Source organism: Mesorhizobium australicum WSM2073 (assembly GCF_000230995.2).
Lineage (GTDB): Bacteria > Pseudomonadota > Alphaproteobacteria > Rhizobiales > Rhizobiaceae > Mesorhizobium > Mesorhizobium australicum.
This window is the reverse complement of sequence record NC_019973.1, coordinates 5,862,580-5,876,359: the sequence shown is the minus strand read 5'-3', so window position 1 is coordinate 5,876,359 and position 13,780 is coordinate 5,862,580. Positions and strand designations below refer to the sequence as shown.

Below are 13,780 nucleotides of genomic sequence, written 5' to 3'. Positions count from 1 at the left end.
GGCGTGCTCACGCTCGGCGGCATCGGCTGTGCCCACCTAATTCCTCAAAATCTCATTAGGAGGCTCCCCGTAAGGCTGCTCGCGCAAGCTTGGCCGCATGGCCCGCTATGGTACAATTTTTCGATTTATCATTGACAAACGCACATCTGTCCTATTAGGTTTTGAGACCATTCGATTAGGAGAACTGACAATGAGCGTATCTCATGCGCGCGTGGTGATTATTGGTGGCGGGGTCATGGGCTGTGGGTTGGCCTACCACCTGGCGCACGAGGGGTGGACAGACGTAGTTCTCCTGGAGAAAGCCGAGTTGACGTCGGGGTCTACCTGGCATGCAGCAGGCCAGATTACCCATTCGACATCGAGTTTCTCCTTAGGCAAATGCGTTGGCTACAATATCGATCTCTACTCCAAGGTACTGGAGCAAGAGACTGGCCAGTCGGTGACTTGGCATGGCTGCGGGTCGCTGCGGCTCGCCTACACTGACGATGAGCTCGATTGGCTTCGTCAAACCCTGAGCGTCGGCAAGGCTCTTGGGTTCACCATGGAATTGGTGGGACCACAGCGCATAAGGGAGCTGCATCCATTCTACAATCTCGAAGGCGTTCAAGCCGCGCTCTACACACCCGATGATGGGCATGTGGATCCCTCCGGCGCTACATTCGCCTTGGCTCAGGGCGCGAGACAATTTGGTGCCAAAATTATTCGGCAGTGCCGCGCCACCGACATCAAGCGAGAGCCGAACGGCGAATGGAGGGTCTTCACGGAGCAGGGCGAGATCGTTTGCGAACACGTTGTCAATGCTGGCGGCACCTATGCCCGCCAGGTTGGGAAGTGGGTGGGTCTCGACGTGCCCATCACGTCGATGACTCACCACTATCTGATTACGGATACCGTGCCGGAATTCATGTCCCTAGAAAGGGAGCTGCCCGTCATCAGAGACGACCAGCTTGTCTCCGGTTACATCCGAATGGAGCAGAAGTCCGGCCTCATCGGCATTTATGAGAAGGCCAATCCGAATGCGGTTTGGATCGACGAATGTCCTTGGGAGGCGGAACACGAACTTTTCGAGCCGCATTATGACCGGATTATGCCGTGGCTAGAGAACGCCATGGGCCGTATGCCTGTGCTTTCCCAGCTTGGCATCAAACGAGCCGTTCACGGGGCGATTTCGCATCCGCCGGACGGCAACCCGCTGATCGGGCCAGCACCGGGGCTCAGGAATTTTTGGCTGAACTGCGGTTGCCAAATCGGTATCGGTTGGGGCCCAGGGCTGACACGTGAACTGGCTCGCTGGATGGTCCACGGTGCGTCGGACATCAACATGCGCGACTACGATCCGCGGCGCTTCGGCCGCTTCGCCGACCAGGGATATCAGGTTACAAAGGCGAAAGAGGACTACCTTCTGCGCCATGAAGTTCCGTTCCCTCACCTCAACAGGCATGCCGGCAGGCCAGTCAAGCCCAGCGCCCTCTATGAACGCCTCAAAAGTCGGGGTGCTGTGTTCGAAGAAGTCTACGGATGGGAACGTCCGCGCTGGTTCGCGCGCGACGGTGTCGAGCAACGAGACTACTATTCTTTCCGCAGGCCCGCTTGGTTTCCTCTTGTCCAGCAAGAGGTCAACAGCGTGCGCGAGTGCGCCGGCGTGATAGACATTTCCGCGTTCACCAAGGTTCAAGTCTCTGGACCGGGAGCGGCCAAATTCATCGATAGGCTCATCCCGAACAGGCTGCCTTCGAAGCCCGGTCGCATTGCGTTGACTCACCTGTTGAATGAGAACGGTCGCATCGAGTTGGAAACGACCATTGTTCGCCTCGCCGACGATCGCTTCTATTTCACCTGCGCGGCGTTCTTCGAGCAGCGCTTGCTGGACTATCTGAGGTTCGCTCGCACTGATCACGACGATGTAACCATCACCAATCTGTCTGATGCCTGGGGAGCCTTGGCTCTCAATGGACCTCGCTCCCGCGAGATCCTGGCCCCGAACACAAGCGCTGCCTTGACCAACGAGGCGTTCCCCTGGCTTACGGCCCAGGAGATCGAGATCGCAGGGGAGAAGGTATGGGCGTTCCGGATGTCCTACGCGGGCGAGGTGGGCTGGGAGTTCCATGGACCAAAAGAGAGCATCCCGGCCGTCTACGATGCATTGCATGAGATTGGCGATGCCATGGGGCTGATCGACTACGGCTCTTTCGCGATGAACGTCATGCGATTGGAGAAGATGTTCAAGGGGGCTGGCGAACTTACCAACGAGGTCACTTTGCCGGAGGCCGATGTGATGCGCTTCGTCAAGACCGACAAGGCTGAGTTCAGGGGCAAGCAGGCCACACTGGCCGCTCTGGAGAAGGGCCCGTCGTGGATCTGCGCTTATCTGCAGATCGAGTCCGACGGGGTGTCGGATGGAAATGGCGGCGAAGCCGTGCTGATGGGAGACCGTCAAGTGGGATCGGTGACCTCGATCGCCTACTCGCCGTCCGTCGGCAAGATTCTCGCCTTTGCCTACGTGTCGCCCGATGTCGCGAGCCCGGGAACAAAGGTGGATGTCACGATCATGGGTGAAATCCGGAAGGCGGAGGTGCTGGGCGAGCCGGCTTTCGATCCCGACAATGTTCGCCCCCGCGCCGATGCAGGCGCAGACAGCCAGAGGAAGAGGGTGGCGGCCAATGCTTGACAATTCAGTTGCGCAGCCGGCGCAGAAGCAGTGGGTCGACAGGGCGAAAGGTGTGCTGCCCGGCGGTGGATTCGGTAATTTCGACCCGTCGATCGTCATTCGCGAAGGCCATGGCGCTCGCGTCTGGGATGAGGACGGGAAGGAATACGTCGACTACCTCATTGGCTCGGGACCGATGATCCTGGGACACGACAATGAAGAGGTCGTTGAGGCAATTCGAGAGCAGGCAGGAAAAGGACTGACGTTTTTCGCCAGCAACAGGCACGGTATAGAGCTTGCCGAAGCGATATGCCAAGCCTTGCAGTGTGCGGAAAAGCTACGATTTGTTTCGAGCGGTGGCGAGGCAGACATGTTCGCGATGCGCCTTGCTCGCGCGCATACTGGTCGGGACCTCATTTTAAAATTCGAAGGCGGCTATCATGGCATGTCTTCAGATGCCCTGATCAGTGTCTTCCCCGACAGACTGGAGAACTATCCAAATGGCGTTCCGGATTCAGCGGGAATACCCGAACAAGTCCGCGAAAGCATCTACGTCGCGCCGTTCAACGATCCGGATTTTATTCGGCAGTTCCTTGATGAACATGGCGAGAGAATCGCTGGTGTGATCGTTGAACCGCTTCAGCGCCTGATTCCTCCGGAGCCAGGATTTCTCGAAGTGTTGCGCGAAGAAACCTCGAAGCACGGGATCGTGCTAATTTTCGATGAGGTAGTTACCGGATTCCGTTTGGCCTACGGCGGGGGACAAGAAAAGTACGGCGTTGTGCCGGATCTTTGCACCGTCGGCAAAATCGTAGGCGGCGGTCTCCCGCTTGCCGCGGTGGTGGGCCAAGCAGACATCATGGCTCATTTCGACAAGAGCGTGGTCGGCAAAGATCGCTTTACCCTGCAGATCGGAACCCTGAGCGGCAATCCGCTTGCAGCCGTTGCCGGCCTGAAGACGCTCGAAATCCTTCGCCGTCCGGACAGCTATGACCGGCTTCGCAGAAATGGGGAGGCCATCATGGGCTTCCTTAGGGATGCTCTCGATCAAACAGGAGTCGATTATCAAATCGTTGGGGATCCTGTTCTTTTTGATGTCGTATTCACTAAGCGTTCGGTGAAGTTCTACAGAGATGTTCTCAAGGCGGACAATAGTTTGGCAGGCAGGTTTAATGCTCGGCTCCGTCAGCATGGAATCTTTAAATCGCCGGGCAAGATTTATCCTAGCCTTGCTCTCTCCAGCAGCGATCTCGCTTGGACGCAGAACGCGATAATGGCGGCCGCCAAGCAACTGTCCGCCGAATAAGCGGTGCTACGCGATGAAACCGCGATTCGACAATTGTCGTCCTGCCACATCGCGTTGCCCTTGCGCTGAGAAATGTAGCTGGCTTCCGGGCGATCTCGCTATTCTCCCGGGTTCAAGTTCTCGTGGATCGACTAAAGGAAAAGAGTTCAGTGAAGATCCTGGTGCCCGTGAAGCGGGTCGTGGATGCGAATGTGAAGGTTCGCGTGAAGGCTGACGGTTCGGCGGTGGAACTTGCCAACGTCAAGATGGCGAGGGTTCGTCAGCGGAAGATTGAGCCGACACACGCAAATCCGGGTGACCTTCATAGCAGGTCGCGCTCCTCTAGCGCGGCTACGGGCCGCAAGAATATCACGCGCATGTGGCCCGTTCAGCGCGAGTGCGCCCCAGTCCTCACACAGGATCGCGATCGTAACCGCCTCGTCGACCTTTTTGTTCATTGCCAAATAATTCAGCAGACGCTGCTCAAAGAAGGCTCTGAAGTAGAACTGGTCATCGGCGAAGCGAACGATGGTCGTCTTGAGCTCAATGCGGCCATTGTCGTTCAGCAGATGCGCCAGCGCGATTCGGCCAGGCTTCGACGGCAGCCGGTTCGCCACAAGCCGGTCGAGAAAGCGTGCCCGTCTGGAGCCGACACCTCAATCTTGGTGAAGGCGGAAATATCTATCAGCCCGGCCCGTTCGCGCACGGCGCGAACCTCCTCCCCGCGAGATGGTGCCAGGGCGGGGCGGCGGAATGAATAGTGGTCGCGCTGCTCAAGCCACCGCGAGGGAACGAGAGCGGCCGCTCCCAGCCGTAGACATTCGAACACCGCGCTTTTCCTTCAAACGGCCGTAGAGTGCGCTCGGCTTGACACGACGGCGCACCGTGCGGTGGAGATGCTGCCGGCATTCACTTCGCAAACGATCTCGCCCTGCTCGGAGAATACCCCCCATTCGCCATTTGGCCGGGCTTTATGTCAGTCACCCGGCACTGGCGGGTAATCGTTGCGCCGATCTGGCGCGCACCCTTGGTCAGCGTGAAAGTCGCACCTGCCGGGTCCATATGGCCGTCATCGGGTTTGTAGAGCGCGATCCGGCGCTGACCAACGAGGCGTTTCCATGGCTGACTGCATAGAAAAATCGAGGTCGCAGGCAACAAGGTGTGGGCGTTCCGAATGTTCTATGCCGGCGAGCTCGGCTGGGAGCTCCACGGTCGGCGCGCGAGCCAACCCTATTCTCTAGGACGCCCTGCAGGAAGCCGGTGCGCTTGCCAACTAACTACGGTTCGTTCGCGATGAACGTGATAGCCGTTAGAGGCCGTTTGGAAAATCGGAAAAATTGGGATTTCGTCTGAGGCTGGTTTGTGATTCAAGCTGGGGATGTGGACCGAACAGAGCCGTGGCCGGATGGCCAAGATCGCCAAGAAGACCAAGCGCTACCCGTCCGATCTGACGGACGAGGAGTGGGAACAGATCGCGCCGCTGATGCCCAAGCCTGGGCGTCGCGGTCGTCCGCGCGAGGTTGAATTCCGTGAGGTGATCAACGCGGTGCGCTACCTTGTGCGCTCGGGTTGCGGCTGGCGGATGCTGCCGATCCATTTCGGCGCCTGGCAGACGGTCTACGGCTGGTTTCGCGAGTTGGCGCGGCGCTTTCCAGACCATCCAAGACGTGGCGCTGATGCTGGATCGCGAGCGGGCCGGGCGCGAGGCCAGTCCCACGGCTGGCGTGATCGACAGCCAGTCGGTCGAGGCCCGCAAGCGGAAACAAGAGGTTGCGACGCCGGCAAGAAGATTGTCGGCTGCAAGCGACACGTTGCCGTCGATACGGATGGGTGGCTCTTGATGGTCAACCTCACCACCGCCGACATCTCCGACAGCGCCGGCGCTCAGGCGATTCTGGATGGTATCCGCAAGCGCTGGCCCTGGGTGAAGCATCTGTTCGCCGACGGCGCCTACGACCGGATAAGGCCGCCTATCTGGACTTCGTGGTAGAGATCATCCGCCGATCCGACGACCAGAAGGGCTTCCAGATCCTGCCCCGCCGCTGGGTTGTCGAGCGCACCTTCGGCTGGATGACAAGATGGCGCCGCCTCGTGCGCGACTACGAGCAGCGCATCGATGTCTCGCAAGCCATGATCCTCGTCGCTATGGCCGGCAATCTTATCCGCAGAAACACTCATCCCTGAATTCAAAACGGACTCTAAGACAGCTCACTCGTATCTTGGCGATCGGATCGGTTGTCGGCACGTTGCTGCAGTCGCTTGGGCAGGATGAACATGCCGCCGGTGATGATGTCGAAGCGACCGTCCTGCAGGCTAGGGACGAGCGAGCCCCATTCCGTCACGATCGGCTCGACCTTGGTGATGCCCATCTTCTTCAGAATGTCGAGCGTCGTATTGACCAAGCCGAGCGGCTCTTTGTTGTCGCGCGGATAGGCCCAGGGAATCTCGTTGGAGAAGCCGATCCGGATCGTCTCTCCGTTCTTGATCTTGCCGAGCGATGAAGCCCAGACCCAGCGAACGGTCGATTTGGAGCCCGCTTCCCGCATCAGCAGATTGCACAAGACGAGCGCGTCATCAAACGAACGGGCTTTAACATCGGAAAGCTCCGCCTTCCACGCTGAGGGCCCGTCGGCGCGGGAAAGTGGAGCAAATCAGTTGTCCTGGACACGTTGGGGCCTTCTGCAACGAGGGCGAAGCGGGACCCAGTTTGACCGTGCAATGTGCTGAAGGGTGACCCATTGTCCCAGTGGCGACCTGGGCCATCTCGTTCCCAGATGATGAGCATAAAATAACTGTATTTGCTCCGAGCCGCCGCGCAATTGATCATCAAAAAATGAAGAAGCCTCGTTCAAGCTTGGGCCACTTGTGACCTCGTCAAGGTGGCACTCGCCGCAGGAAGCTAAGGCTAGTAGACGCGGAAAACGGCGTCGGGACGGAAGTCCATAGGAATCGCTCAGTGGGTTCCCGACGACATCGGAACCGGGCGTAAACGCAGGTGCACGATCAACGTTGAGAAAAAGGGGAACCGCTGTGACACGAAACACTTACTTGCTCGATGGTCTTCGCTCTGGCCTAACGCCGATCGAGAACCACCTGATCGATGGCCACGTCGATGGCCGCGTCAGTCGTCGCGAGTTTTTGCGGCACGGCAGTGTGCTTGGCCTGTCCCTGCCGTTTCTTGGCCAGGCTACGCTGGTGGTTGGCCTCGGCGCAACACCGTCCGTAGCGAGAGCGGCCGTCCAACCCGGTTCCACCATTCGAGTTGCTTGCGATGCGCCGCAGACCGTGGTCGACCCCGTCCTGAATGGCGACACGGGGGGGGTCCTGATGCTCAATCAGGTCGGTGAGTTCCTCTGCATCGACGGGCCAGACCTTGTGCTGAAGCCCTGTCTTGCGACAAGCTGGAACCCTAACCAGGACGGCACCGTTTGGACGTTCACGCTACAAAAAGGCGTTAAGTTCCATTCTGGCGGCGAGATGAAGGCCGATGATGTCGTCGCCACTATGGATCGACTGGCGGATCCAAAGAATTCGTCAAACGCGCTTTCCGTCTTCAAGGGCATTTTGCAAAAGGGCGGCACCCGAAAGGTGGACGACTACACAGTCGAGTTCCATCTCGACAGCGCGAGCGGCAGTTTCCCTTACTTGGTGTCGTCCGACAACTACAATGCTATTATCTTGCCGGCGGGCTATTCGGGAAATTTCGAGGAAAGTTGGGACGCCACTGGTCCTTTCAAGATCGAGAAGTTCACTCGCAACGTCGGCGCGAGTTTCGTCCGCAATGATGATTATTGGGGACTAAAGGCGCTGCCGGCGAAAACAGAATTCATCTTCTTCAAGGATATCCGGGCGCAAATCTTTGCGCTGCAGGCCGGGCAGGTCGACATCGTCAACCAGTTCTCCGTGCTCGACGGTGTGGCACTGCTAGGCGACCCGAGCGTTGACATCGTTAGCTTAAAATCCACTGCGAACCAGCCAGTCCACATGCACTGTGACTCGGATCCATTCGGGGATCCACGTGTCCGTCAGGCGGTGGCGCTGTGTTTGGATCGCGAGAAGTTCGTAAAGGGCCTGATGAAAGGCCGCGCCGAAGTCGGCAACGATAGCCCCTTCGCCAAAGTCTATCCCATGACCGATCCGACCGTGCCGCAGCGCAACCAGGACATCCGCAAGGCCAAAGAGTTGATGAAGGCGGCGGGGATGGAGAAGGGCTTTCAGGTGACGCTTGCCGCCCCGCAATATCTGGAAATTCCGGCCTATGCCCAGCTCTTACAGAACTGGGTGAAGGAGATCGGCGTCGAGCTCAAGCTCGACATCATGGACCGGAGTGCCTTTTATGGCGATGTGATCCCCGGCAAATCGCCGTGGCTCGACTCGGTGATGGGCATTGGCGACTTCGGCCACCGCGGCGTACCGAACGTTCTCCTCCAATCGCTATTGATGAGCGACGGCATTTATAATCCGGCCAAGTTCAAGAACAAGGAATATGACAACCTCGTCAACAGCTACACGGCCTCGCTCGATTTGGAGGCGCAGCGGGCGGGTGCAGGCAAGATTCAGCGGCTACTGCTTGAAGAAACGCCGCTGCTGTTCGGCTACTTCTATGACTACCTGATCGCGACCAAGAAGGGCGTCGTTGGCGTCCAGCCAACAGCCATCGGGCAATTGTTCTTACAGGATGCGGGAAAGACATAACGTTGGCTCGGCGAGGGCAGCATTAGCTGCCTCGCCGTACAGGTACATCATTTAAGAAGCGGACCCCGATGAAACGTTTCCTTGCCCGGCGCTTTACCTATGCAATAATTACACTCTTCGTGCTGAGCCTGCTCGTGTTTTTCGGCGGGCAGGTACTGCCGGGCAACGTGGGGCGGGCCATTCTTGGCCCCTTCGCCGATCAACAAGCGGTGGATGCGCTGAACCACCGGCTCGGTGTGGACAGGCCGTTACTCGTCCAGTACGGCTCTTGGCTAGGGCGCTTCCTGCACGGCGACATGGGAGAGTCCCTTGTCTATCGTAGCCCGGTAGCCCTCGTTGTGAAAGCGGCACTGGGCCAGTCGTTGAAGCTAGCCGCGGTGGCATTCGCTGTCGTCGTGCCACTCAGTATTCTCGGCGGGATAGTGGCAGCGCTAAACGTGAACCGTCCAGTTGATCGCATCATTACCCTTGGCGGTCTCTCGGTAACTGTGCTCCCGGAATTCGTCACTGGAATCGTGCTGATCCTGATTTTCGGCGTTTGGCTGCGTTGGCTGCCGGTTTCCGCCGCCTGGCCGGATGGTGCAGGGCCGCTGACACAACTTTATTATCTTATTCTGCCGGCGATGCCGTTGGTGCTGGGGCTTTTCGCCTATATCGCACGGATGGCCCGTGCAGGAACGCTCGATGCGCTTGATTCCGACTACACCCGCACTGCCGTTCTAAAAGGCCTGCCCTGGCGGAAGGTCATCTGGAGGCATGTGCTGCGGAATGCGCTCTTGCCGACGATCACAGTTATTGCGACTCAGACTGCTTTTCTGATTGGCGGCCTGTTGGTGACGGAGAAACTATTCGGCTACCAAGGAGTTGGATTGCTTATTTTCTCTGCCGCGCAGAGCAAGGACTTCCCGATGCTGCAGGCGGGGGTGCTAGTGACTGGCATCGCCTTAGTGGTAGCGACTATGGTTGCAGATCTGCTTTATGCGCTGCTCAATCCCCGAATCCGTCTCGGGGCTGAGTAATGGCCGACCTGACCGCTTCTTCTAGTTGCCAGCCTACGGTGCGGAGCGCGCTGTTAGGCTCGGGCCCGTTTTTGTTCGGCTCCGCCATTCTCGCGTACTGGGTCGTCTGTGCGTTATTTGGTCGCTATTTCGTGCCTCACGACCCGTTTGCCGCTGACATCATGAATGTGCTCGCCCCCCCTTCTACCGAGCATTGGTTCGGCACGGATCAACTTGGGCGCGACATTTTCTCGCGCGTTTTCCTTGGATCGCGCGATATCCTGATCGTAGCTCCGGTCGCCACCTGCCTCGCTACATTATTGGGAACAGCGCTGGGGCTAGTGACGGGCTACTTTCGTGGAATGATCGATGATGTCGTCTCCCGTCTACTCGAGGCGGTGTTGGCGCTCCCCACGCTCATCATTGCCTTGCTGATCATCGTTGCGTTGGGCAACTCGCAGACGTCCGTGATTCTCGTTATCGGATTGTCCTACGCGCCAAGCATCGCCCGCACGGTCCGCTCCGCCGTCTTGTCGGAACGCGATCTTGAATACGTCGCTGCCGCGACGCTCCGCCGCGAGAACGCCGCCCATATCATGTTCGTCGAAATCTTACCTAACATACTCCCACCCATTCTCGTCGAATCCGCCGTGCGTCTCGGTTATGCAATCTTCGCAGTCGCCACGTTGAGTTTCATTGGCTTCGGCCTGCAGCCACCTTCGCCGGATTGGGGGCTGTCGATCGCGACCAACTACGGAATGATCGGCGGCGGCTTTTGGTGGACAGTGCTATTCGATGCATTGGCCATCGCCAGCCTGGTAATCGGGGTAAATCTAATGGCCGAAGGGCTGCATGGAGCGCTCGATGGCTGAACCCGCACTTCACCTCGATCGCCTCTCCGTCGCTTACCGGTCTGGTGGGCGGGACCGCGCCGTGCTGCGCGATGTTAGTCTGCAGATTGCGCCGGGTGAGGCTTATGGGCTCGTCGGCGAAAGCGGTTGTGGCAAGTCCACCGTGGCACTGGCGGTGGTTCGGTACCTTCCGCGGAACGGGAAGATCACCGGCGGGGCGGTGATGCTCGACGGGACGGATGTAATGCGGCTCGGGCCCGAGGCGCTCAGGCACCTGCGAGCAGGAACTGTCTCGATGGTCTACCAGGATCCCAGCAAAGCGCTAAACCCGTCGCTGAAAGTGGGGTGTCAGTTGGGCGAGGTGTTCGAGGTGATGGGCGTCCCTTCTGCCGAGCGCGAAATGCGTTCGCTAGAGATGCTGCAAAAGGTGCGCATCGCCGATCCCGGCTCGGTTATGATGCGCTATCCACATCAACTTTCGGGAGGCATGCAGCAACGGGTGACGATTGCCATGGCACTGGCGAGCGATCCGAAGATGCTGATTCTGGACGAGCCCACGACCGGCCTTGACGCCACCGTGGAGGCTGAGGCCCTCGACCTCATCTCCGATCTTCGGCGCGAGCTCGGCACCTCAATCTTGTTCATCAGCCACAACCTCGCCGTGGTGGCCAAGATGTCCGATCGCGTCGGTGTCCTCTATGCAGGGATGCTGGTTGAGGAAGGGCTGACCCGTGAGATATTGAGTTCTCCACGCCATCCCTACACTGTCTCGCTCTTGCGTTGCCTACCTCGGGGCGGGCAGCGAAAGGACCAGCGACGGCTCGATAACATTCCGGGTTTTCTACCCGCGCCCGGCGCGCTGATCTCCGGTTGCCCCTTCGCGGAGCGCTGTGCGATCGCCGACGACCGGTGTCGCGCGGAAGTGCCGGAACTGCGGGAAGATTGCGGTAGACTCGTGCGTTGCCACTACCCGGATCGGGCCGTCAATATTCCGCGGAGTACGCCAAGCGATCTTGTAAATCTAAAGTCTTCGTGGGGGGCCGCGCCGGTACTTCGGGTTAGCAATCTCTCGAAAACTTATGGTCAGGGGAGCCACGCGATCCGTGCGGTCGCCGGTGTTTCGCTAAGTCTTCTGCCTGGGGAAACACTAGGTCTGGTCGGTGAGTCTGGCTCCGGCAAAACGACGCTAGCGCGAATGCTCTTGGGCTTGGTGCCGCCGGATCCCGGCGGGGCCATCGAGCTTGACGGCAGGCCTCTGGCCGCCAGTCTCGATCGGCGCCGAGATGAAGAGGTGAAAGCGGTGCAGATCGTCTTTCAGAATCCGGATTCAGCGCTGAACCGCTCGCATTCGGTCTCTCGGATCATTGGCCGCGCGTTGCGAAAGCTCGGCGGCTATCGTGGCGCCGACTTGACTGGCCGTCTCAATGCGCTCGTGGCCGCAGTCCGCCTGACGCCTCGACATCTATCGCTCCGTCCGCGCCAGCTTTCCGGTGGGCTCAAGCAGCGCGTCGCCATAGCGCGCAGTTTCGCCGGCGACCCTCGCGTTTTGGTCTGCGACGAGCCTACGTCGGCGCTCGACGTCTCAGTGCAGGCGGCGATCCTGAATCTGCTCGCAGACCTTCAGGTAGAGCGGAATGTCAGCTACCTATTCATCTCTCACGATCTTGGCGTCGTTCGGTATCTTTCCGACCGAATTGCCGTGCTCTACCTCGGGCGGATCATGGAGATGGGGCCATCGGAGAGCGTGTTCGAAGGACCAAACCACCCCTATACCGAAGCGCTTCTTTCGGCGGTCCCCCAACTCGACGGTGCCCAGAATACCCGCATTCGCCTCTCTGGAGAGATCCCCTCCGCGGCCAACCCGCCCAAGGGGTGCGTCTTCCATAACCGGTGCCCACGCAAGCTTGGCGCAATCTGTGAGACCCTGGAGCCGCCGCAGAACGAGGTGCAGCCGGGCCATGTCATCCGTTGCCATATCCGAACAGAAGACCTCCAGCGCCTCCAGCGGCGTGGCATGCTTTCTCCGGTAAGTTGAAGGCGGTGACGCCACCGTCGGCGATGCCCCTTCTCGACAGACTCGATCACAACGCCCACCGCATCGTGCTCCAGGGTGACAGCATGCGAAAGCAAGCCGCGCCCCCCTTGACCGGCACCCGAAACGGCGAACTCAATCATCCATGACCGCAACGAGGCACCCGAGCGGCAGCTTCTCGAAGAAGGCCACCACCTCCTTGCGTCGAAGTTTCTTGCGCAATGTCGGCTCTTCAGCGGCGTTCGCCCCATGCAGCTGAAACACGTGCTTTGACGTGTCCATCCCAGTTCGAATAATCTGATCCACGGACGGCCTCCTTTGCTTGAGATCTTTAACGACCTCACTCTGGCAGATCGATGCCGTGCTGGGGGCCGTCCACACCAACAGACCGTGCTGCCTTCGGCCGAAACGGCGGCAATGTTGTTATGGGCGTTGATGGCGCCGGCCAGATCTCAATGCGAAAGATCGACGGTTGGCACACGCTCCCCGCCAAGCCGCTCGATCAACAGATTGACCTCGCCGCATGAACCGATAATCTCAACCTACCGAGGCTGCTCCGCCGAATTCCAACACGATCCGCTACGGCACCAGGCATGATGGCAAATAATGCGCAGTGATTACCGTCTCCCCATGCCGCCGTATTTCGCCTTCTACGCGTAAGCCATCATCTAAGGCTTCAATAGGATGGGCCATTCGGATTATGGTCGAGTAACTCAGCCAATCGGCTCTGGTTCGCCAAAATCATGGCCCTAGACATTGCGAACTCGCCATTGAAATCGGTATGAACCTAGCCGCGTTTTCCTGGTGGCCGTTTCGTTTGAGTCAACGCGGCCTGGCTCGTTCATTGAGCAGGTCTTGAGGGGCTAAAGCCGGATTAGCGTCGAATTCGATTTCCTCTCACCCTCAGGGCTGTCGCGTGAACTTGACAACATGGCGCTGCCAAACTGAATCACGTCGCCTTGGCCGCTGAGGTGCTGCCTTATGGAGCCGAGACATGCCGCCGGCTTCTGAGGTGAGAGTGGCAGCAGGGGTCAACTCCAATTTTGTCCTTGCAAGGAAGCAGACCTCGACTACCAGCACCATGGACCGGTTCGATGGGACGACCCGAAAAGTATTGACGTTATTATGGCCGCAGCCGCGGCCGGCCGTGAGTTGCCTGTCGCTCAGCACCGGCCTATCCGTAAGATTCACACGCAGAGCTATGAGAAGCAGGTGCACGGTCATCAGTTCCAGGTTGGCGTTAGTCGCTGAATCTCGGCCGCAAAGACGGGA

Annotated in this window: 7 protein-coding genes and 4 pseudogenes; 8 read left to right on the top strand and 3 right to left on the bottom strand. The window is 58.9% G+C overall.

The window, feature by feature from the left end; translation table 11 throughout:
• Window positions 1-190: 190 nt before the first annotated feature.
• Both MESAU_RS28225 and MESAU_RS28220 read left to right on the top strand, forming a co-directional pair.
• Window positions 191-2,668, top strand: coding sequence for an FAD-dependent oxidoreductase (locus tag MESAU_RS28225; RefSeq protein WP_013533447.1), 2,478 nt, complete (start codon window positions 191-193; stop codon window positions 2,666-2,668).
• A complete protein-coding gene (locus tag MESAU_RS28220; protein ID WP_013533446.1) occupies window positions 2,661-3,953 on the top strand; it encodes an aspartate aminotransferase family protein in 1,293 nt (430 codons plus the stop codon). The genes MESAU_RS28225 and MESAU_RS28220 overlap by 8 nt, the downstream gene beginning before the upstream one ends.
• Before the next feature lie 383 nt (window positions 3,954-4,336).
• Here MESAU_RS28220 and MESAU_RS32480 read toward each other — a convergent pair.
• Window positions 4,337-4,549, bottom strand: a pseudogene (locus MESAU_RS32480) (hypothetical protein); the annotation flags it as partial.
• 761 nt (window positions 4,550-5,310) lie between these two features.
• On the opposite strand from MESAU_RS32480, the pseudogene MESAU_RS28210 reads away from it, so the two are divergent.
• Window positions 5,311-6,116: pseudogene (locus tag MESAU_RS28210) on the top strand (IS5 family transposase).
• Window positions 6,117-6,130: 14 nt separating this feature from the next.
• On the opposite strand, the gene MESAU_RS28205 reads toward MESAU_RS28210, so the two are convergent.
• Window positions 6,131-6,478 carry a transporter substrate-binding domain-containing protein gene (locus MESAU_RS28205; protein WP_013533444.1) on the bottom strand — a complete coding sequence of 116 codons (348 nt, stop codon included), beginning with the start codon at window positions 6,476-6,478 and terminating at the stop codon, window positions 6,131-6,133.
• 484 nt (window positions 6,479-6,962) lie between these two features.
• Between MESAU_RS28205 and MESAU_RS28200 the strand changes: the two genes are divergently transcribed.
• The 4 genes from MESAU_RS28200 to MESAU_RS28185 all read left to right on the top strand — a co-directional run bounded on the left by MESAU_RS28200 (window position 6,963) and on the right by MESAU_RS28185 (window position 12,511).
• On the top strand, window positions 6,963-8,627 hold the full coding sequence (locus tag MESAU_RS28200; protein WP_013533443.1) for an ABC transporter substrate-binding protein: 1,665 nt from the start codon (window positions 6,963-6,965) through the stop codon (window positions 8,625-8,627).
• Between the two features lie 68 nt (window positions 8,628-8,695).
• A complete protein-coding gene (locus MESAU_RS28195) occupies window positions 8,696-9,646 on the top strand; it encodes an ABC transporter permease (RefSeq protein ID WP_013533442.1) in 951 nt (316 codons plus the stop codon).
• Complete coding sequence (locus MESAU_RS28190; protein ID WP_013533441.1) at window positions 9,646-10,497, top strand: ABC transporter permease; 852 nt, start codon at window positions 9,646-9,648, stop codon at window positions 10,495-10,497. The genes MESAU_RS28195 and MESAU_RS28190 overlap by 1 nt, the downstream gene beginning before the upstream one ends.
• Entirely contained in the window at window positions 10,490-12,511 is a 2,022-nt protein-coding gene (locus tag MESAU_RS28185) for an ABC transporter ATP-binding protein (RefSeq protein WP_013533440.1), read from the top strand. The genes MESAU_RS28190 and MESAU_RS28185 overlap by 8 nt, the downstream gene beginning before the upstream one ends.
• A gap of 168 nt (window positions 12,512-12,679) precedes the next feature.
• On the opposite strand, the pseudogene MESAU_RS31395 reads toward MESAU_RS28185, so the two are convergent.
• Window positions 12,680-12,814: pseudogene (locus tag MESAU_RS31395) on the bottom strand (IS110 family transposase); the annotation flags it as partial.
• A 78-nt stretch (window positions 12,815-12,892) separates the two neighbouring features.
• Between MESAU_RS31395 and MESAU_RS31390 the strand changes: the two are divergent.
• A pseudogene (locus MESAU_RS31390) lies at window positions 12,893-13,035 on the top strand (IS256 family transposase); the annotation flags it as partial.
• Window positions 13,036-13,780 lie beyond the last annotated feature (745 nt).